The sequence below is a fragment of the Pseudoduganella sp. RAF19 genome, assembly GCF_052114165.1.
Lineage (GTDB): Bacteria > Pseudomonadota > Gammaproteobacteria > Burkholderiales > Burkholderiaceae_D > Rugamonas.
In genome coordinates, this window is sequence record NZ_JBFREF010000009.1 from 39,093 (window position 1) to 58,865 (window position 19,773).

The window sequence follows — 19,773 nt, forward strand, 5'->3', positions numbered from 1 at the left end:
AAGTCAATGCATTGTAATGGGTGCTTAAGCAGTGTACCGTGTGATGAATAGACAGGTACGCACGGCTACACAGAGTTAGTGCCCACAAGAAATTTTTAGCCGTCTCGGCAACTATTTTTTGTAAATCTCTGTTATATTTGTGTGACTGTTTCTTAACATTCTTAAAAATGAGAATCGTAGTTTTAGATGCCGACAAAAGCCAGACAGATCTGATCTGTCAGGTACTGACCTCTGCGGGCCATGTTTGCCATGGTTTCCAGACGGGTAAGGACCTGCTGGCCCACGTTCGCAAAGACAGCTACGACATGCTCATCCTGGACTGGCAAGTCAGCGATATGGATGCCGCCGACGTGGTGCGCAAGACGCGCGAAAAGCTGCCGGAGAATGCCCCCGTCATGTTCATCACCACCAGCTCGGGCGAGGACGATATCGTCGCCGGCCTGGCGGTGGGCGCATCCGATTACATGATCAAGCCCCTGCGCCGCAGCGAGATGGTGGCGCGTGTGCAAGCCCAGCTGCGCCGCGCTTACCCAAGCCAGAATGGCGCAGAACAGCTGCAATTTGGACAATATGTGTTCGAAACCCGCCCCGGCCGTCTGCTGATGGATGGCCAGGTTCTGGACGTGACGCACAAGGAGTTCTACCTCGCTCTGCTGTTTTTCCGCAACATCGGCCGCCCGCTGTCCCGCGCCTACATCCACGAATCGGTGTGGATTCGCGAATCGGAAGTGCCGTCGCGGACCATGGACACCCACGTTTCGCGGGTCCGCAACAAGCTGCAACTGAAGCCGGAAAACGGCTTCCGGCTGGTGCCCGTGTACAGCTACGGATACCGTCTGGAAAAGCTGGGTTCCTGAAGGATTGCAGCGCATCACGGTATAATGTCGGCTAATCCCCCACGCGTGACCGTAAATGCAACTTCTCGCCGTCGGCCTCAATCACACCACTGCGCCCGTCGCCTTGCGCGAACGGCTGGCGTTCGCGCCTGAGCAGCTCGGGACGGCGGTCACGGCGGCACGCAACTGGTTCCAGCGTATCGACGGCGGCGGCGGCAATGAAGCGGCCATTCTGTCCACCTGCAACCGCACCGAACTTTACGCAGCCAGCAATGCCGACAATCCGCTCGATGCGGGCGCACATTTCCTGGCCGAGTTCCACCAGCTGAACTTTAACGAGCTGCGTCCGCATCTCTACATGCTGCCGCAGCATGACGCCGTGCGCCACACCTTCCGCGTTGCGTCCGGCCTGGATTCGATGGTGCTGGGCGAGACCCAGATCCTGGGCCAGATCAAGGACGCCATCCGTACCGCCGATGAAGCGGGCGGCCTGGGCACCTATCTGCACCAGCTGTTCCAGCGCAGCTTCTCGGTGGCGAAAGAAGTGCGCAGCACCACCGAAATTGGCGCACACAGCGTATCGATGGCGGCTGCCGCCGTGCGCCTGTCGCAGCGCATCTTCGACAAGATCAGCGACCAGAACGTGCTGTTCATCGGCGCGGGCGAAATGATCGAGCTGTGCGCCACCCACTTCGCGGCGCAGAATCCCAAATCGATCACGGTGGCCAACCGCACCATGGAGCGCGGCGAATCGCTGGCACACCGCTTCAATGGCAAGGCCACGCGCCTGGCCGATCTGCAGAACCAGCTGCACCAATACGACATCGTCATCTCGTGCACGGCTTCTTCGCTGCCACTGATTGGCCTCGGCATGGTCGAGCGCGCGATCAAGGCACGCCGCCACAAGCCGATGTTCATGGTCGACCTGGCCGTGCCGCGCGATATCGAAGCCGAAGTGGGCCGCCTGAACGACGTTTTCCTGTACACCGTGGATGACCTCGGCAAGGTGGTGCAGACCGGCCTGGAAAACCGCCAGGCCGCGGTGGCGCAGGCTGAAGCGATTATCGAAACGCGCGTGCAATCCTTCATGCACTGGATCGACGACCGCGCCGTGGTGCCCGTCATCCAGGGCCTGCACGAAAACGGCGAAGCGATTCGCCTGCTGGAACTGGAGCGCGCACGCAAGCTGCTCGCGAAAGGCGAATCGGTCGATGCGGTGCTGGAAGCGCTGTCCAAAGGCCTGACCGCCAAGTTCATGCACGGCCCGCAGCAAGCGCTGCACCGCGCACAGGGCGACGAACGCGCCCAACTGGCAGAACTGCTGCCAACGCTGTTCCGCGGCCGCCGTTAGCGGCGCCGGTCTCCTGCCGCGCGACGCGGCACCTCCCGCACTTCCCGCGCTACCTCGGCGCAATCTTCAACAACAGGATTCTGATGAAACCATCAATGCTGGCCAAGCTGGACCAACTGGCAAACCGTCTGGACGAACTGGACCATCTGCTGATGTCCGAAGGCGCCACGTCGAATATGGACAGCTACCGCAAGATGACGCGCGAGCACAGCGAGCTGGGCCCGCTGGTGGCGCTGTACAAGGACTACCAGCAGGCGCAGAGCGATATCGACGAAGCGCAGGCCATGCTGTCCGATCCGGACATGAAGGAATTCGCGCAGGAAGAAATCGAAGGCGGCAAGGCGCGCATCGCCACGCTGGACCTGGAACTGCAGAAGATGCTGTTGCCAAAGGATGAAAACGACGAGCGCAATATCTTCCTCGAAATCCGCGCCGGCACCGGCGGCGATGAATCGGCGCTGTTCGCGGGCGATCTGCTGCGCATGTACACGCGCTTTGCCGAGCGCTCGCGCTGGCAGGTGGAGATTGTTTCCGCATCCGAGAGCGATCTGGGCGGCTACCGCGAAGTGATCGCGCGCATTATCGGCAACGGCGCTTACTCCAAGCTGAAGTTCGAATCGGGCGGACACCGCGTGCAGCGCGTGCCGGCCACCGAAACGCAGGGACGCATCCACACTTCCGCCTGCACCGTGGCGGTGATGCCGGAAGCGGATGAAGTGGAAGACGTGCATATCAATCCGGCCGATTTGCGCATCGATACCTTCCGCGCATCGGGCGCGGGCGGCCAGCACATCAACAAGACCGATTCGGCGGTGCGCATCACGCATATCCCGTCGGGCATCGTGGTCGAGTGCCAGGATGACCGCTCGCAGCACAAGAACAAGGCATCGGCCATGAAGGTGCTGGCGGCGCGCATCAAGGACGTGCAGCTGCGCGAGCAGCAATCGAAGGAAGCGGCGACGCGCAAGAGCCTGATCGGTTCCGGCGACCGCAGCGAGCGCATCCGCACCTACAACTTCCCGCAAGGCCGCATGACCGACCACCGCATCAACCTCACGCTGTACAAGCTCGACATGATCATGGACGGCGACCTGACCGAACTGACCACCACCCTCACCACCGAGCACCAAGCCGAACAGCTGGCCGCCCTCGGCGATTGATAGCGAGTTGTGCGAGAATGAGTCGGTTTAAATTTAGCGGATGGACATCATGAATTCGAAGAAGGTGATGCTGGCGACGGCGATCGTGTGCTTTGGGCTGATTGGCGTGGCCATGTATCTGCAGCACGTGCTGTACTTGCTGCCTTGTCCGCTGTGCGTGATTCAGCGCTATCTGTTCATTACGATCGGCATCGCTTGCCTGATCGGCGCGTTCGGCAAGCCGAAAGTCGGTGCGGGCCTGGGTTTGCTGGCCGCGCTGGGCGGTCTGGTGGCGGTCGGCAAGCATCTGTGGGTGCTGGCGCATCCGGGCCTGTCCTGCGGCATCGATCCGATGGAAACCTTCCTGAACAAGATCCCTACCGCGACTGCCCTGCCCTGGCTGTTCTACGCCGACGGCCTGTGCGAGAACGCGACCGACGGCTTCCTCGGCCTGTCGATCCCTCAATGGTCCGCCATCTGGTTCGTCATCCTCGCCGGCACCATGCTCTGGCTGCTGCTGCGCAAGCGCGCATGACCATCCACGTCGCTCCCGGCACCACGCTGGGCGCTTTGCAGCGCCAGCCGCTGCTCGATCCGGTCGATCAGCGCATCCTCGTTTGCCATGCGCTGAACATCACGCGCACGGCGCTGATTACGCAGGCGGAACGCGCACTCAACGCCGATGAAGCGGCGCGCATCGAAGCGCTGCTGCAGCGGCGCATTGATGGCGAGCCGGTGGCCTATATCGTCGGCATGCGCGAGTTTTACGGTCTGGCGTTTGAAACCACGCCGGCCGTACTGATTCCCCGCCCCGACACCGAACTTCTGGTGGAGCTTGCCCTGGAACGCCTGCCGCCACGCGGACGCGTGCTGGACCTGGGCACAGGCAGCGGCGCCATCGCCGTGGCAGTGGCCCACAGCCGGCCCGATGCGGAAGTCACGGCGCTTGATGTCAGCACCGATGCCCTCGCCGTTGCGCAACGCAACGCGCAGCGCAATGGCGCCAGGGTGCGCTTCCTGCACAGCGACTGGTTCGCCGCCGTCAAAGGCGAGACCTTCGACCTCATTGTTTCCAATCCTCCTTATATCGCAGACGGCGACCGCCATCTGTCCGAAGGCGATTTGCGCTTCGAACCTTCCGGTGCGCTGACCGATTTCGCCGACGGCCTGTCGGCGCTCAAGGCCTTGATCAAAGGGGCGCCGCAGCATGCGGCCGCCGGCACCTGGCTGTTGATGGAACACGGTTACGACCAGTCTGAAGCCGTGCGCAAGCTGCTGTCATCGGCGGGTTACACTGAGGTGGCAAGCTGGCAAGATTTGGCCGGAATCGAGCGCGTCAGCGGCGGGCGCGTCCCCGGTTAAAATAGCGCTTCCTACGGCGCCATGCGGCTTGCCGGGCGGTTTTTGAGGGCTCCTGCACGCAGTTTTCGGATTTCGGTTACATTCGCTCCAATTCAAAGTTTGCTGCATCGGAAAGGAAGTGCCAATTGTCCAATCTATTGTCTCGCCGCCTGGCCTTATTGGCCGACGATAAGCACCGCGCGGTGCTGGGCGGCGGCCTGCGCGGCATCGAGCGAGAAACCCTGCGTGTCGACAAGAGCGGCCATCTGGCCCGCACGCCTCATCCGGTTCTGCTGGGTTCGGCCCTGACCAACCCGCACATCACCACCGACTACGCAGAAACGCTGCTGGAATTCATTACGCCGGCCGAGAACGATATCGCCACCACGCTGCAGAAACTGGATGGCATCCATCGCTTCTCCTATACCAAGATGCAGGATGAGCTGCTGTGGTCGCAGTCCATGCCTTGCCAGCTGCCGCCGGAAGAGGACATCGAAATCGCCTGGTACGGCAAGTCCAACCTGGGCATGCTGAAGCACGTGTACCGCCGCGGCCTGGCCCTGCGCTATGGCAAGGCCATGCAGTGCATCGCGGGCATCCACTACAACTATTCGCTGGACGAACAGCTGTGGCGCATCCTGGCCGAGGACGAAGGAGCGACGCACATTTCCGCAAAGGCCTACCAGTCGGAAGCCTACCTTGCCGCGATCCGCAATTTCCGCCGCTACAGCTGGCTGCTGATGTACTTGTTCGGCTCCTCGCCGGCGCTGGCCAGCAGCTTCCTGCGCGGCCGCCCGCACAAGCTGGAAACGCTGTCGTCCGATACGCTCTACCTGCCTTATGCCACCAGCCTGCGCATGAGCGATCTGGGTTACCAGAACGAGGCGCAGTCCGGCCTGCATCCGCATGAGAACAGCCTGGATTCTTATGTGGCCACGCTGACCCGCGCCGTGAACCAGCCTTACGAGCCGTACCAGAAGATCGGCACCAAGGTCGATGGCGAGTGGGTGCAGCTGTCGACCAATGTGATCCAGATCGAGAACGAGTATTACTCGACCATCCGTCCGAAACGCGTGATCCGCACCGGCGAGCGTCCGATCCAGGCGCTGTGCAACCGCGGCGTGCAATACATTGAAGTACGCTGCATGGATGTGGACCCTTACGAGCCGGTCGGCATCAATGTCGAAACGGGACGTTTCCTGGATGCCTTCCTGCTCTACTGCGCACTGGAACGCAGCCCGCTGATCACGCCGGAATACGGCGAAATCCTGGCGCGCAATTTCGGCCGCACAGTGAAGGAAGGCCGGCGTCCGGGCCTGAAGCTGATTCGCGACGGCGAGGAAGTCGCGCTGACGGAGTGGGGCCTGGATATGCTGGAACGCATCCGCCCAGCCGCCGAACTGCTGGACAGCGTACGCGGCGGCAATGACCATGTGCGCGCGCTGGAAGCCCAGGCCGTCAAGCTGCATGACCCGGATGCGACGCCGTCCGCACGCGTGCTGGCCGAGCTGCGCGCGAACGGTAAATCGTTTATCGAATTTTCCGTGCGGCAGAGCGAGAAGCACGCAGCGTACTTCCGCGCCAATCCGCCGAGCGCCGAGGAACAGGCTTATTACGAGCAGCTGGCCAAGACCTCGCTGGATGAGCAGGAAGAAATGGAACGCACCCAGACCGGCAGCTTCGATGATTACGTCAAAGCCTACCGGGCAAGCAACCTCTGTCCTAACAGCCCTTGCTGACCTTCTACAACGAACAGCATGCACAGCAGCGTCTCCGCCACATTCTGACGGGCGGCGCACCGGCTCCCGCGCCGGATCACCCCGAGCGCGCGGAATTCGTGCTGGCCGAACTGGGCCGGCGCGGACTGGGACAAATCGTTACGCCGCATAGCGTGCCGCCGGTGTCGCTGGAGCGCGCGCACAGTCCGCGCTATCTGCATTTCCTGCGCACCGCCTGGAGCGAGTGGCTTGCACTGGCGCCGGCCAATGCGGGACGCGATGCCTTCCCGTCCATGTCCGTGATCCGCAATCTGCGCGCCGATATCGAGCCCGATGATTTCGGCGCCCGTTTCGGCCTCTACGCCATGGATACGCTGACACCCATCGGCCCCGGCACCTGGAGCGCGGCCAAGATGGGCGCCGACTGCGCCATCAATGCGGCGCATGCCCTGCGCGTGGGCGAGCGCAGCACGTTCGCCCTGACTCGTCCGCCGGGCCATCATGCGGGACCGGATGCGATGGGTGGCGGCTGCTACCTGAACAACGCCGCGCTGGCGGCACAGCACCTGTTGGACGATGGCTTGTCGCGTGTCGCCGTGCTGGATCTCGACTACCACCATGGCAATGGCACGCAAGCCATCTTCTATGACCGTGCCGATGTGCTCTGCATTTCGCTTCACGCCGATCCGCGCCACGCCTACCCCTGGTTTGCGGGCCATGCGGATGAAACCGGGACAGGCGCCGGGCTTGGCTATAACGTCAATCTGACGCTGGCCCCCGGCAGCACGAGCGCGGACTGGTTCGCCGCACTGGAATCGGCCTGCGTACGCTTGAGCATGTACCGTCCCGACGCACTGGTGGTCGCGCTTGGCGGCAATACCTGGGCTGGGGAGCCGCACGGCGGCTTCGGTTTGCAAGCGGCTGATTATTTACGACTGGGCGAACGGCTGGCCTGGCTGGGGCTGCCAACCGCTTTTATACTGGAAGCTGGCGGTGCGGCTCGTGAACTCGGCACGAATGTGGTGAACGTGCTGGAAGGCTTCGAAACCGCCGTCTAAAAATTTTTAGAAAAATAGCTTGCAATTAGATCGTGCGCTATGTATATTGTGCACATGGGCGCTGCACTTAAACCGAAAGCCCAGCATCGGATAGCACGCTACTTAATCGCAAATTATTTATCGAAAGGAAGAATCATGTCCCTCCAACAAGTTCTGTACCGTACCAGCGCAACTTCCACCGGCGGCCGCGAAGGCACCACCAAAGCCGACGACGGCACCTTCGAGCACAAGCTGACCACCCCGAAAGAACTGGGCGGTAATGGTGCCCCTGGCGCGAATCCCGAGCAGCTGTTTGCTGCTGGCTACTCCGCCTGCTTCATCGGCGCCCTGAAATTTGTTGGCGGCCGCGACAAGATCGCCGTGCCTGCAAACACCTCGATCAACGCCACCGTTGGCATCGGCCTGATCCCGCAAGGCTTCGGCATCGAAGTGAAAATGGACATCTCGCTGCCAGGTGTTGAGCGCTCCGTCGCCGAAAAACTGGTGGAAGAAGCGCACAAAGTGTGCCCTTACTCCAACGCCACCCGCGGCAACATCGATGTGACCCTGAACATCGTATAAGCAGTATCGTAGGCGCGGCTTCGGCCGCGCCGATTTCGCAGCAGGAGTTTGGATCATGAAAGCCCGTCTTATCGCAACAGCCGCCGCTCTTTTGCTGAGCACCGGCGCTTATGCCGACCAAGCCGTGAACAGCGGTGAAGGCTACCAGGCCGATCAGACTTTCGTATCGACCAAAACGCGCGCCGAAGTGCGTGCCGAAACCATCGCAGCGCTGAAGCGCGGTGACATCAACTACGGCGAAAGCTACCCCTTCAATCTGCAGCCGATCGCACCTGCGCGACGTGCCGAAGTGCGCGCCGAAATGGCCGCCGCCAAACCCGCCCAGCAGCCACGCGACGCACGCTGAGCTGCCGTACAATGGTCGCCTCATTCACCAAGAGGCGACCAATGATCGAATGGCAGTGGCTGGACTTTGAGAGTCTTTCCCGAAACGATTTATACGAAATGCTGCGCCAGCGTCAGGAAGTGTTCCTGATCGAGCAGCAGTGCTTCTATTCCGACCTCGACGGCTTGGACGCGGGTGCCTATCACTTGCTGGGCTGGCATAGCGTCGACGGCAAGCGCGAGCTGGCGGCCTATCTGCGCTGCATCGGGCCGGGCGTGAAATTCCCCGAGATGTCGCTGGGCCGCGTGCTGACCACACAGTCCGCACGCGGCAGCGGCATCGGCCGCGAGCTGGTGGCGGAAGGCATCCGCCGCGCCGAAGCGCTGCATCCGGGCCACCGCATCCGCATCGGCGCCCAGGCGCACCTGGAAAAGTTCTATGGCAGTTTCGGGTTCCGGACCATCTCGGAACCCTACGATGAAGACGGCATCATGCACATCGACATGATGCGCTGAGATAAAAAAAAACGGCCCGCAGGCCGCTTTTTTGTTGTGACGCTGAGTTAGCGCTTGATCGAGATCAGCTCGATATCGAAGACCAGTGCCTGGTTGGCCGGGATCTTGGTGCCCGAGCCGGTGGCGCCGTAGGCCAGATCCGATGGGATGATCAGGGTGCGCTTGCCGCCGGCCTTCATGCCAGGGATGCCCTGCTCCCAGCCGCCAATCACGGTGCCCTTGCCCAGGGTGAAGGTGAATGGGGTGCCGGTGTCTTTCGAGCTTTCGAACTGGGTGCCTTTGTGGTCGGAGGCGGTGTCGGAGTACAGCCAGCCGGTGTAGTTCACGGTCAGCTGGTCGCCTGCAATCGCTTCGATGCCGGTGCCGACTACCGTATCAGTCTTGGTGAAGGCAGGCTGGGTCGGGGTGGTGGTGGTCGTATCGTTGGAACCGCCGCCGCAAGCAGTCAGAGCCAGAGCGCATGCCAGGGAGGCGAACAGTTGAAGCATCGATTTCATCTTGTCTTACCTAAATTGAATTGGTCGGAAGCCGGAGCAGCAGTTTAGCAGACTGCTACCTCCATTTCCCAGTAGCCATACACAGAATTACAATTTTGTATCAGATTTCCACCTGCGTGCCGAGCTCGATGACCCGGTTGGTAGGGATCTGATAATAGTCCGCCGCCGCGCGCGCATTGCGCGACATGGCCACGAACAGGTGCTCGCGCCACGGCGCCATGCCTTCGCCCGGCGTCGAGATCACGGTCTGGCGGGCGATGAAGAAGGAGGTTTCCATCATCTCGAACGGCAGACCTTGTTCGCCGCATAGCTGCAGCAGTTTCGGGATATCCGGTTCGTCCTTGAAGCCGTAGTGCACGTTCAACTGGTAGCACTCGTGACCCAGCGGCTGGATCTTGACCTGCTCCTCCGCCGCCACATACGGCTCTTCCACGATGTGCACGGTGAAGAACACCACGCGCTCATGCAGCACCTTGTTGTGCGACAGATTGTGCAGCAGCGCATGCGGCACGCCATCGCTTTCGCCGCGCAGGAACACGGCGGTGCCCGGCACACGCACCGGCGGCGCCATGAACAGCGAGTTCAGGAAAGCTTCCAGCGGAATCGCGTGCTTTTCCAGATTCTTGAACACCAGCTCGCGGCCGGTGCGCCAGGTCAGCATCACAGTGAACAACGCAGTACCCAGCAGCAGCGGCAGCCAGCCGCCATGCAGCAGCTTCAGGGTGCTGGCGGAGAACAGCGAGATGTCGATGATGATGAAGAAGCCGGTCGCCAGGAAGCACAGCACCAGCGGCAAGTGCCAGCGGTAGCGGATCACGAAGAAGGTCAGCACGGTGGTGGCCAGCATGGTTGCCGTCACGGCGATGCCATAAGCGCCAGCCAGTGCGTCCGAAGAACGGAAGCCGATCACGGCGAGCAGCACCACGATCAGCTGCAGCCAGTTCACCACCGGAATGTAGATCTGGCCGATCTCGCTTTCCGAGGTGTGCAGCACGCGCATGCGCGGCAGCATGCCCAGCGCGATGGCCTGCTTGGTCATCGAGAAGGTGCCGGAAATCGTGGCCTGCGAAGCGATCACCGCCGCCATGGTGGACAGCACCACCAGCGGATACACGCTCCACGGACCCAGCATATTGAAGAAGGGATTGCTGATCGCATCAGGCGTCTTGATCAGCAGCGCGCCCTGGCCCAGGTAGTTCAGCGCCAGCGCAGGGAAGCAGACCATGAACCAGGCGGCACGGATCGGCTTCTTGCCGAAGTGGCCCATGTCCGCATACAGCGCTTCGGCGCCGGTAAAGGCCAGCACCACGGCGCCCAGCGCGACAAAGGAGACAAAGCCGTTGGCAGCCAGGAAGCGCAGACCATGCAGCGGATTCAAAGCAGCCAGCACGGCCGGCGTTTCCATGATGTTCACCACACCCATGGCAGCGATGGCGCCAAACCACACTACCATCACCGGACCGAAGAAGCGGCCGATGCCGGCGGTACCGTGGCGCTGCACAGCGTACAGCGCAACCAGCACGACGATGGTCAGCGGCACGATGTACTGTTCCAGCGCAGGCGCCGCCACTTCCAGACCTTCGATCGCACCCAGCACAGAAATGGCCGGCGTGATCACGCTATCACCGTAGAACATGGTGGCGCCAAAGGTACCGAGCAGCAGCAGCGGGAAGTGCCAGCTGTCCGCCACCTTGGCGACGGAGTTCAGCGCCAGCGCCATCAGCGCCATGATGCCGCCCTCGCCGCGGTTGTCCGCGCGCAGGACCAGGCTCACGTATTTGAGGGAAACGATCATCGTCAGGCCCCAGAAGATCAGGGAGACGACGCCCAGCACGTTGTCGTGGTTCAGGCCGAGGCCGTGGGCAGGATCGAAAATGGTTTTGAGAGTGTAGAGTGGGCTGGTACCGATATCCCCGTACACGATACCCACCGCCGCCAGCGTTAGTGCCGCAAGGCTGCTTTTCTTATGTTGTTGCGACGTCAAGTTTTCACCTTACTGAAGGTTTGGTGCGTTGCACAATAGGCCATCCGAGGTCAAATTGCAAGTTGGGCATGGCCGGTGCGATTTCCGCAATTGTGCTATTTTCCTCCTTTACGGAAAGAAAATCATGCAAATCTGCAAAGCCGATGCCGCGGATGCGCCCCGCCTGCACGAGGTATGGGAAGCTGCCGTGCGCGCCACGCACACCTTCCTCAGCGAAAACGCGATCCAGCAATTGAGCCCGCTGGTGCGGGAAATACTTGCCACCTTTGCACCACTGTACAGCGTGCGCGAGGGCGATGGCGCGCCATATGGCTTTCTTGGTGTGGCCGATGGCAATATCGAAATGCTGTTTGTGCATCCCGATTTTCATGGCCGCGGCGCGGGCCGCGCGCTGGCCGATTTCGCCATCAACACGCTGGGCGCGACGCGCGTGGACGTCAACGAGCAGAACCCCGGCGCTTGCGGCTTCTACCGCCATCTCGGCTTCATTCAGACCGGCCGCTCGGAACTGGACGGCCAGGGCAATCCATTCCCCATCCTGCACCTGGAGCTGGCGGCACGATGAATCCAGGCATTCTGTACGCCACCGGCGCCTTCCTGTGCTGGGGCCTGTTTCCGCTGTATTTCCACGCGATTGGCGAAGTGCCGCCGATCGAAATCCTGGCGCACCGCATGTTGTGGTCGCTGCTCTTCCTCGTTATCGTGCTGACCGCACGCAGCCAGTGGCGCTGGCTGCCGGACGTGGTCAGGAAGCCGAAAGTGGTCGCCAGTTTCATCGCCAGCGCCGTGCTGCTCAGCGCCAACTGGTTCATGTACATCTGGGCCGTGAACAACGGCCACGTGATCGACGCCAGCCTGGGCTATTTCATCAATCCGCTGGTGAATGTGCTGCTGGGCCAGATCGTGCTGAAGGAAAAGCTGCGGCGCGGCCAGTGGCTGGCGGTCGCCATTGCAGCGTCCGGCGTAGCGTGGCTGACGATTCAGGCCGGCCAGCTGCCGTGGATCGCGCTGATCCTGGGCATTACTTTCGGCGGCTACGGCCTGCTGCGCAAGACGGCAGCGCTGGCCGCGCTGGAAGGCCTGTCGTTCGAGACCATGATTCTGTTCCCTGTGGCGCTGGTGTACGTGGTCTGGCTGACCCTGCATAGCCAGAACGCCTTCCTCAACACGCCAAGCAATACCACGCGCTGGCTGCTGGTGGCGGCCGGTCCGATTACCGCCATTCCGCTGATCCTGTTTGCCGCCGGCGCGCGCCGCATTTCGATGGCGGTACTCGGCATGCTGCAGTATCTGTCGCCGAGCATGCAGATGCTGCTTGGCCTGTGGGTCTTCCATGAGGCGTTTTCGCCGGAGCGCATGGCCGGCTTTATCGTCGTGTGGAGTGCGCTGATTGTGTACATGGGCGAAGGCCTGTGGACCAGCCGCCGCGCCACGGCCTGAAACTGGATTGCCACGCCGGTTTGGCGTATCCTTGTTGACCTTTGTAAAAAATCGAGAATTTCCTGATGGCAAACTACGTCTATACCATGAACCGCGTGGGCAAAATCGTCCCACCCAAGCGCCAGATCCTGAAAGATATCTCGCTGTCCTTCTTCCCGGGCGCGAAGATCGGCGTGCTGGGCCTGAACGGCTCCGGTAAGTCGACTCTGCTGAAGATCATGGCCGGCATCGATACCGATATCCAGGGCGAAGCACGCCCGATGCCGGGCCTGAACATCGGCTACCTGCCACAGGAACCGCAGCTGGACCCTGAAAAAACCGTGCGCCAGGAAGTGGAATCCGGCTTGGGCGAAGCCTTCAGCGCGCAAGCCCAGCTGGAAGCCGTGTATGCCGCTTACGCCGAAGAAGATGCCGACTTCGACGCCCTGGCCAAGGAGCAGGAACGCCTGGAATCCATCCTGGCCGCAGCCGATGGCGGCAACCTGAACCTGCAGCTGGAAATGGCCGCCGACGCACTGCGCCTGCCGCCGTGGGACCAGAAAATCAGCGTGCTGTCCGGCGGTGAAAAGCGCCGCGTGGCGCTGTGCAAACTGCTGCTGTCCAAGCCGGACATGCTGCTGCTCGACGAACCGACCAACCACCTGGACGCCGAATCCGTCGAATGGCTGGAACAGTTCCTGGTGCGCTTCCCGGGCACCGTGGTCGGCATTACCCACGACCGCTACTTCCTGGACAACGCTGCCGAATGGATTCTGGAACTGGACCGCGGCCATGGCATTCCATGGAAGGGCAACTACTCTTCATGGCTGGACCAGAAGCAGGACCGCCTGAAGCAGGAAGAAGCCACCGAGTCCGCGCGCCAGAAAGCGCTGCAGAAGGAACTGGAGTGGTCCCGCCAGAATCCGAAAGCGCGCCAGGCCAAGTCCAAGGCGCGTATGGCCCGCTTCAACGAGCTGAGCGAATACGAATACCAGAAGCGCAATGAGACGCAGGAGATCTTCATCCCTGTGGCCGAGCGTCTGGGTAACGATGTGATCGAGTTCAAGAACGTCACCAAATCGTTTGGCGACCGCCTGTTGATCGACAACCTGTCCTTCATCGTCCCGCCGGGCGCGATCGTGGGCATCATCGGCCCGAACGGCGCCGGTAAGTCGACCCTGTTCAAGATGATTGCCGGGATCGAGCAACCGGATTCGGGCGAAGTGGTGATCGGCAAGACCGCCAAGATCTCGCTGGTGGACCAGAGCCGTGACAAGCTGGACAACGACAAGACTGTGTTCGAAGCGGTGTCCGGCGGTGCCGACATCCTGAGCGTGGGCCGCTTCGAAATGCCGTCGCGCGCTTACGTGGGACGCTTCAACTTCAAAGGTTCCGACCAGCAGAAGATCGTTGGCAACCTGTCCGGCGGTGAGCGCGGCCGTCTGCACCTGGCCAAGACCCTGCTCATGGGCGGCAACGTCCTGCTGCTGGACGAACCGTCCAACGACCTGGACGTGGAAACCCTGCGCGCGCTGGAAGACGCGCTGCTCGAGTTTGCAGGCTCCGTGATGGTGATCTCCCACGACCGCTGGTTCCTGGACCGTATCGCCACCCACATCCTGGCCTTCGAAGGCGACTCCCAGGTCAGCTTCTTCGCGGGTAACTACCAGGAATACGAAGCGGACAAGAAAAAGCGCCTGGGCGAAGAAGGCGCCAAGCCAAAGCGCATCCGCTACAAGCCGCTGCACGGCTAAGCCTGCAACAAAAAACCCGCCACACGGCGGGTTTTTTTTTAGTCTTTGCTGCCGGTGATTTTCCTCAGCAGCTCCGGTGGAATCGGCTGGCCGTTGGCGCTCAGGATGCGGACGGTTTCGTGCAGCAGGTGTGCCTGGTTGACCTTTACCACCGCCCAGGCGATGACACCGACGATGGGGATGAGCAGCGCGATAATGGGGATGAGCAAGGGGGACATATCTTGAAGCAGGTACATTTTTCTCTTTCTACGTTAGTCGTTTAATCCGCGGCCTTCGAGGATCTGGTCCATGCATTTCTCCACGCGGGATTCGCGGGTTTTGGACAGCTTCGGTGCGGCAAAGTGCAGCAGATATCCGCGCTGGCGGCCCGGAGTCAGGGCGTAGAAGGCATCACGCAGCCCCGGCAGCTCGTCGAATTTGATTTGCAGTTCTTCCGGCACCGGATATTCCCTGGTTTCCTTGAATTCCACTTTCTGGCCCGACTGCCCGACCTTGATTGCTTCCTCAATATAGGCCTTTACGATCTTGGCCGACTTGGTAATTTCCTTGAGATTGGTGAAGCGGATCTGCCGCGCCGATTGCACGTTTTCCGTTTGCTGAATCAGGATGCCGTTGGGGTCCTTCATCAAGGCGCCCTTGAAGAACAGCAGCGCGCAGTATTCCTTGAAACCGTGGATCAGCACAATATTGTCGCCATCCAGCGTATAGCATGGCTGGCCCCACTTCATCTCTTCCTTCAGTTCGCAGCTGAGCACGATCTCGCGCAGCCTGGTCATCTCTTCTTTCCAGCTCGTGGCCTTGCCCAGAAAGGCATTCACTGCGGGGTTCTCACTCATCGAATTACACCTCGTGGAAAAATTTGAAAAATATTAACCCTTTCCGCCCTGGTTGGCGAGCGGGGTGTAATATTGACAATCCACAATATCGGAGGCGACCATGCGCAAACAATTCTTCTGCGGATTGCTGTTGGCGAGTGCTGGAGCGGTGGCTTGCGCGGCGCCGATCGATAGCCTGGGCTGGCTGGCGGGATGCTGGTCGGCGGTGGGCGGCGAGAACGGTTCGGGTGAACAGTGGATGGCGCCAGCGGGCGGGACCATGATGGGCGTCGGCCGCACGGTCAAGGGCGGCAAAACGATTGAGTGGGAATTCCTGTCGATCCGCGAAGTGGAGCCGGGCAAGCTGGCTTACGTGGCCAAGCCGCACAATCAGGCTGAGGCGGCCTTCCCGGTGTTAAAGCTGGAGGAAGGGGAAGTGATCTTCGAGAACCTGCAGCATGACTTCCCTCAGCGCATCATCTACAAGCGCGCTGGCGACAATATCGGCGCGCGGATTGAGGGCATGTCGAAGGGGAAACTGAAAGGCATCGATTTCCCGCTCAAGCGGGCGGCCTGCCAGTAGTAAGGGTGAGGCGGGCACAAGGACATTGGCACATCGGAGGGGATGCCGCTGTCGCGCCCGGCCTCTAGCGGGGGCGGGCTCAAGCGCCCGCAACGACTTTAGAAGTTGAACTTGGCGCCCAGGCTGACTGCGCCGTTGCGGCGGCCCTGGTCGATGTCGTTCTTGCCGTAGTGTTCGTATTCGAGCACGGCAGATACCTTCTGGTTAATCACATATTCGCCGCCAACGCTGGCGTACAGACCGGTTTTGTTGCTATCGCCGGAGTTGTAGATGGTGGCCAGGCCGGTGGCGTTCACGTCATTCTTGTTGCGGGCGACACCCAGCTTGCCGAACACATTGAACTGCTCGTTGACTGGCCAGGTGGCTTTGCCAGCCAGGTACCAGGACTTGGCGTGGGAATCGATATTGCCGTTCACGCCGTTCACCGCGTAGCCATAGCTGGACTTCCCGAAGTCGGTATAACCCAGTTCCACACCCCAGGTCTTGTCGAGCTGGACGCCGCCGTAAATCTTGCCGCCGTATTCGGTGCTCTTGTTGTCGCCGCCGCTGGTGTCGTTACCCAGGTTGTATTTATGCTGGGAGCCGACGACGCTGGCGCCGATATAAGGCTTCAGGTTGCTGGTATTCCAGTCTTCAGCGTGGGCGGAGGACAGTGCGCCAAGGGCGCCTGCAGTAGTGATAAGGGCGAGTGCAATCTTTTTCATTGTCGTGATCTTTCAGCAAAGTTGTTAAATTGTCTTGCTTGGGATCGCAGTTCATCTCTTGGAATTGCGATTGAGATGCACGATAGCACTTGCTAAAACTTAAGTGGCCGCAAATCCGGTAAGATTTGTATTAAGATGTAAGGGACCTTGAATTAGCGCAGTTCGACTCAAAATAACGGAACTTAGCTGCAAATGAGCCGGAAGGTGAGATTGATGCGCGGTCCGCGCGGTTGGCGCTCTTTATTGATGCCATGTCGCCAACTATGCTGAAGTTTGCCCGCCATCAACAGCAGGCTGCCGTCGGTCAGGTCGATTTTCAAGGTCCTGGGCAGACGCTTGTGCTTCAAAATGAAGGTACGGGTGTCGCCGAAAGTGACGGAGGCAATTGCAGGTTCGCGCCCCAGCTCGGCTTCGTCGTCGCTGTGGAAGCCCATGCTGTCATTGCCGTCCCGGTAGTAGTTCAGCAGAACGCTATTGAAGCGCTTGCCCGTCACCTCTTCCACCACGCGTTTGATTTCCAGTTGCAGCGGCGTGAACGGCAGCGGGTGGAAGGTGCGTCCCGAATAGGTATAGCTGGCTTCGCCATACCAGGCGCTCAGGCGCGGCTGGGGCACTTCACGACCGAAGAGGAAGATCGTTTCCGCTTTCCAGGCGGTTTCTTCCTGCAGGCGCCGCAGGATATTGGCGTTCGACAGGCCCAGCGGCAGCTGGGTCATGAAGGACAGTTCGCCATCCTCGACGGGGATGGGTAGCAGTTCGGGCTGTGCAGCAAAGAGATCCATTCCGATATGATACGGGAATGGATAAACGACACTTCCTCTCTGCGCTGGCCGCGGCCGGCGCCCTTCCCCCCCTGGCCAACGCGGCACCGAAGTCCGCACGCGGACCAGCCCTGCTCACGGTCACCGGCGCCATCGCCAAGCCGAACCGCCCGGCCTTCGATCCTGTCATCGACCAGATGATGCACAAGCAGAAGCTGAGTTTCGATAAGGCTTTCGCTTTCGATTTCGCCGCGCTCAGCGCGCTGCCCGCGATAACGATCAAGCCCGTGCTGGAATACGACCAGAAGCAGCACACGCTGTCCGGTCCGTTGCTGGCCGACGTGCTGAAGGCGGCGGGCGCGCCGCTGGATGGCAGCACCAGACTGACCCTGCGGGCAGTGGATGGCTACGCCGTCGCCATCACGGTGGCGCAAGCGCAAGCCCAGCGCTTCATCGTCGCTACGCATATCGATGGCGCGGCGATGGCACTGGGTGGACTGGGTCCGCTATGGGCCGTCTACGAGCCCGGGCGCATTCCGGAAATGGCAAAGCGGCCCCTGGCGGAGCGTTTCGGCTCCTGCCCGTGGGCCCTCTATCACATTGATGTACAGACTGCCTGAATGATCAGGCGTAGGCTTCCGCCAGCGACATCACGCGCGGGGTGATGGCGATACCGACATCAGAGAAGATCTTGTTGATGATCGCCATATTGGTTTCGGCTTCTTCCGGCTTCCAGCCCTTGAAGAGGTCGGTGCCATCTTTGTGGAAGTGCAGGTCCAGCACCTTGCCGCGATCTTTATGGGTGTAACCCGAGCTGTGGGTTTGCAGGAAACCGCCGGCGGCCAGCGCTTGCAGCACAGCGGTCGGCGGATTGTCCGGGTCAGTCGCTATGTATACGCCGAAGGTCTTGCCAGGCGGCTTGGCGGCGATATCAACTTCATAGATGCCAGGTGCCTTGGTGACGGACGTGGACTTTAAAAATAACATAGCATTCCCCTGATTACTTTTTGTGACAACTCCAGATAGTCTAGCTTATTGCCTTACAGGAGCTTTGTCGATCTTCCGGGCCATATTTTTGCTGTGGCACAACAGATAATATAGTTAGGAGTCCTTGACAAGAATGGGCATTTCACTATACTTGCCGCCATGGACAAGCCTAGCAATTCCCCCTGGAGCGATACGCCGGACATCTCCGTCCGCATCGTTTCGGCCATTTCGCGCATCGGCACCGTGCTGCGGTCGGGCATGTGGGAGTTTGCGACCACGGAAAATCTGAACCCGACGCAGGCGGAAATCCTGCAGCTGCTGGCGGCGCGTCCTGAGGGCGTACGCCTGTCGTGGGTGGCACGCCAGCTGTCAATCTCGGCGGCCAGCGCCAGCGATTCCGTGGCGGCGCTGGTGAGCAAGGGCCTGGTCCGCAAGGCGCGCGCGGCCGATGACGGACGCGCCACCAGCCTGCTCCTGACGCAGTCCGGCATCGAGGTCGCCCAGCGCATCGCCGGCGCCACCGGCTTTGCCGACGAGGCTGTCGCTGCCCTGCCCGCCGCAACGCAGCAGCTGCTGCTGTCCGGCCTGCTTCAGCTCATTGGTCAATTGCAGCAAAGCGAGCGCTTCCCCGAACTGCGTGCTTGCCTGACGTGCAAGCATTTCCAGCCCAACCGGCATCAGAATCCAGACGCGCCGCATCACTGCGGCCTGGTCGGGAAACCGCTGCCGGTGAAACTGTTGCGTCTGGATTGCCCGGAGCATGAAGCGGCCGATCCGGCGGCGCTGCAAAAGAATTGGCAAGCCTTCGGATGAGGGCGGCCTTTTTTTGAGCCCTATTAATTAGGACTCCTACTTTAAATGAAAGGAAATACCATGTCCCGTGTATCTCTTGTTACCGCTGCTGCCGGCGAACGCGCTGAACTGCTGGGCCAGATTCAATCCGCTTTCGGCGCTACGCCGAATATGTTCAAGGCGGTCGCCAACTCGCCGGCCGCCCTGAAAAGCATGTGGGGCAGCTTTGGCGCCTTGGGCAAAGGCGTGATCGGCGCCAAGCTGGGCGAGCAGATCGCCGTGGCCATCGCCGACCGCAACGATTGCGAATACTGCCTGGCTGCGCACACGGCACTGGGACGCAAGGCTGGCGCCACTGCGCAGGAAATGAGCGCGGCCCAGGCCGGGGTCTCGGACGATCCGAAAACCGAAGCCGCGCTGCGCTTCGCCCTGGCCGTCGTCAATAACCGCGCCAAGATCAGCGATGAGCAAGTGCAGGATCTGCGCCGCGCCGGCTTTGGCGACGAAGAGATCGTGGAAATTCTGGCGCACGTGGCGCTCAACCTGTTCACCAATTATGTGAACGTAGCCTTCCAGGTGCCGGTCGATTTCCCCACCGTGCAGCTGCGCGTGAAATGATCACATTGCATGCCT

Annotated in this window: 24 protein-coding genes; 17 read left to right on the forward strand and 7 right to left on the reverse strand. The window is 60.9% G+C overall.

The annotated features are described in order from the left end of the window. The first annotated feature begins 167 nt into the window (after positions 1 to 167). From AB4Z19_RS22660 to AB4Z19_RS22705, 10 genes are all read left to right on the forward strand, one after another. Positions 168 to 857, forward strand: coding sequence for a response regulator transcription factor (locus AB4Z19_RS22660; protein ID WP_442036076.1), 690 nt, complete (start codon positions 168 to 170; stop codon positions 855 to 857). A 55-nt stretch (positions 858 to 912) separates the two neighbouring features. Then, positions 913 to 2,187, forward strand: a complete 1,275-nt coding sequence (hemA, locus tag AB4Z19_RS22665; protein WP_442029134.1) for a glutamyl-tRNA reductase — start codon at positions 913 to 915, stop codon at positions 2,185 to 2,187. An 83-nt stretch (positions 2,188 to 2,270) separates the two neighbouring features. Continuing rightward, the gene (prfA, locus tag AB4Z19_RS22670) at positions 2,271 to 3,347 is read left to right on the forward strand and encodes a peptide chain release factor 1 (RefSeq protein ID WP_442036078.1); all 1,077 of its coding nucleotides are present in this window, start codon (positions 2,271 to 2,273) and stop codon (positions 3,345 to 3,347) included. 46 nt (positions 3,348 to 3,393) lie between these two features. Continuing rightward, positions 3,394 to 3,861 carry a disulfide bond formation protein B gene (locus AB4Z19_RS22675; RefSeq protein WP_442028011.1) on the forward strand — a complete coding sequence of 156 codons (468 nt, stop codon included), beginning with the start codon at positions 3,394 to 3,396 and terminating at the stop codon, positions 3,859 to 3,861. Then, positions 3,858 to 4,688: a peptide chain release factor N(5)-glutamine methyltransferase gene (gene prmC / locus AB4Z19_RS22680; RefSeq protein WP_442036080.1), complete on the forward strand. Its 831-nt coding sequence runs from the start codon at positions 3,858 to 3,860 to the stop codon at positions 4,686 to 4,688. The genes AB4Z19_RS22675 and prmC overlap by 4 nt, the downstream gene beginning before the upstream one ends. A gap of 125 nt (positions 4,689 to 4,813) precedes the next feature. Beyond that, positions 4,814 to 6,406: a glutamate--cysteine ligase gene (gene gshA, locus AB4Z19_RS22685; RefSeq protein WP_442028007.1), complete on the forward strand. Its 1,593-nt coding sequence runs from the start codon at positions 4,814 to 4,816 to the stop codon at positions 6,404 to 6,406. Beyond that, complete coding sequence (locus AB4Z19_RS22690) at positions 6,400 to 7,443, forward strand: histone deacetylase family protein (RefSeq protein WP_442028008.1); 1,044 nt, start codon at positions 6,400 to 6,402, stop codon at positions 7,441 to 7,443. The genes gshA and AB4Z19_RS22690 overlap by 7 nt, the downstream gene beginning before the upstream one ends. Before the next feature lie 135 nt (positions 7,444 to 7,578). Further along, complete coding sequence (locus tag AB4Z19_RS22695; RefSeq protein ID WP_442028009.1) at positions 7,579 to 8,004, forward strand: organic hydroperoxide resistance protein; 426 nt, start codon at positions 7,579 to 7,581, stop codon at positions 8,002 to 8,004. Between the two features lie 55 nt (positions 8,005 to 8,059). Next, a complete protein-coding gene (locus AB4Z19_RS22700; protein ID WP_442036082.1) occupies positions 8,060 to 8,350 on the forward strand; it encodes a DUF4148 domain-containing protein in 291 nt (96 codons plus the stop codon). Between the two features lie 41 nt (positions 8,351 to 8,391). Then, complete coding sequence (locus AB4Z19_RS22705) at positions 8,392 to 8,844, forward strand: GNAT family N-acetyltransferase (protein ID WP_442024673.1); 453 nt, start codon at positions 8,392 to 8,394, stop codon at positions 8,842 to 8,844. Between the two features lie 47 nt (positions 8,845 to 8,891). Here AB4Z19_RS22705 and AB4Z19_RS22710 read toward each other — a convergent pair whose 3' ends face one another. Together AB4Z19_RS22710 and AB4Z19_RS22715 are read right to left on the reverse strand one after the other, a co-directional pair. After that, a complete protein-coding gene (locus AB4Z19_RS22710; protein ID WP_442024675.1) occupies positions 8,892 to 9,341 on the reverse strand; it encodes an FKBP-type peptidyl-prolyl cis-trans isomerase in 450 nt (149 codons plus the stop codon). Positions 9,342 to 9,441: 100 nt separating this feature from the next. Further along, complete coding sequence (locus AB4Z19_RS22715) at positions 9,442 to 11,325, reverse strand: potassium transporter Kup (protein ID WP_442024677.1); 1,884 nt, start codon at positions 11,323 to 11,325, stop codon at positions 9,442 to 9,444. A 124-nt stretch (positions 11,326 to 11,449) separates the two neighbouring features. Between AB4Z19_RS22715 and AB4Z19_RS22720 the strand changes: the two genes are divergently transcribed. The 3 genes from AB4Z19_RS22720 to ettA all read left to right on the forward strand — a co-directional run bounded on the left by AB4Z19_RS22720 (position 11,450) and on the right by ettA (position 14,498). Beyond that, entirely contained in the window at positions 11,450 to 11,890 is a 441-nt protein-coding gene (locus AB4Z19_RS22720; protein WP_442024679.1) for a GNAT family N-acetyltransferase, read from the forward strand. Continuing rightward, a complete protein-coding gene (rarD, locus tag AB4Z19_RS22725; RefSeq protein WP_442024681.1) occupies positions 11,887 to 12,765 on the forward strand; it encodes an EamA family transporter RarD in 879 nt (292 codons plus the stop codon). The genes AB4Z19_RS22720 and rarD overlap by 4 nt, the downstream gene beginning before the upstream one ends. 65 nt (positions 12,766 to 12,830) lie before the next feature. Further along, positions 12,831 to 14,498 (forward strand): energy-dependent translational throttle protein EttA, encoded by a 1,668-nt coding sequence (ettA, locus tag AB4Z19_RS22730; RefSeq protein ID WP_442024683.1) that lies wholly within the window; start codon positions 12,831 to 12,833, stop codon positions 14,496 to 14,498. A gap of 38 nt (positions 14,499 to 14,536) precedes the next feature. On the opposite strand, the gene AB4Z19_RS22735 is transcribed toward ettA, so the two are convergent. Beyond that, positions 14,537 to 14,734 (reverse strand): hypothetical protein, encoded by a 198-nt coding sequence (locus AB4Z19_RS22735; protein ID WP_442024685.1) that lies wholly within the window; start codon positions 14,732 to 14,734, stop codon positions 14,537 to 14,539. Between the two features lie 15 nt (positions 14,735 to 14,749). After that, positions 14,750 to 15,334 (reverse strand): YdeI/OmpD-associated family protein, encoded by a 585-nt coding sequence (locus AB4Z19_RS22740; RefSeq protein ID WP_442024687.1) that lies wholly within the window; start codon positions 15,332 to 15,334, stop codon positions 14,750 to 14,752. Positions 15,335 to 15,434: 100 nt separating this feature from the next. Here AB4Z19_RS22740 and AB4Z19_RS22745 point away from each other — a divergent pair, with 100 nt between their 5' ends. Next, positions 15,435 to 15,896, forward strand: coding sequence for a DUF6265 family protein (locus AB4Z19_RS22745; protein ID WP_442024689.1), 462 nt, complete (start codon positions 15,435 to 15,437; stop codon positions 15,894 to 15,896). 98 nt (positions 15,897 to 15,994) lie between these two features. Here the strand turns inward: AB4Z19_RS22745 and AB4Z19_RS22750 are convergent, their stop codons facing one another. Both AB4Z19_RS22750 and AB4Z19_RS22755 read right to left on the reverse strand, forming a co-directional pair. Continuing rightward, positions 15,995 to 16,600 carry an outer membrane beta-barrel protein gene (locus AB4Z19_RS22750; protein WP_442024691.1) on the reverse strand — a complete coding sequence of 202 codons (606 nt, stop codon included), beginning with the start codon at positions 16,598 to 16,600 and terminating at the stop codon, positions 15,995 to 15,997. A 182-nt stretch (positions 16,601 to 16,782) separates the two neighbouring features. Next, complete coding sequence (locus AB4Z19_RS22755) at positions 16,783 to 17,382, reverse strand: alpha-ketoglutarate-dependent dioxygenase AlkB family protein (protein WP_442024693.1); 600 nt, start codon at positions 17,380 to 17,382, stop codon at positions 16,783 to 16,785. A 17-nt stretch (positions 17,383 to 17,399) separates the two neighbouring features. Between AB4Z19_RS22755 and AB4Z19_RS22760 the strand changes: the two genes are divergently transcribed. Continuing rightward, positions 17,400 to 17,981: a molybdopterin-dependent oxidoreductase gene (locus AB4Z19_RS22760; RefSeq protein ID WP_442024695.1), complete on the forward strand. Its 582-nt coding sequence runs from the start codon at positions 17,400 to 17,402 to the stop codon at positions 17,979 to 17,981. Positions 17,982 to 17,985: 4 nt separating this feature from the next. Here AB4Z19_RS22760 and AB4Z19_RS22765 read toward each other — a convergent pair whose 3' ends face one another. Then, complete coding sequence (locus AB4Z19_RS22765; protein ID WP_442024697.1) at positions 17,986 to 18,348, reverse strand: hypothetical protein; 363 nt, start codon at positions 18,346 to 18,348, stop codon at positions 17,986 to 17,988. A 159-nt stretch (positions 18,349 to 18,507) separates the two neighbouring features. On the opposite strand from AB4Z19_RS22765, the gene AB4Z19_RS22770 reads away from it, so the two are divergent. After that, positions 18,508 to 19,161, forward strand: a complete 654-nt coding sequence (locus tag AB4Z19_RS22770; protein WP_442024699.1) for a MarR family winged helix-turn-helix transcriptional regulator — start codon at positions 18,508 to 18,510, stop codon at positions 19,159 to 19,161. A 60-nt stretch (positions 19,162 to 19,221) separates the two neighbouring features. Then, a complete protein-coding gene (locus AB4Z19_RS22775) occupies positions 19,222 to 19,758 on the forward strand; it encodes a carboxymuconolactone decarboxylase family protein (protein WP_442036084.1) in 537 nt (178 codons plus the stop codon). Positions 19,759 to 19,773: the final 15 nt, after the last annotated feature.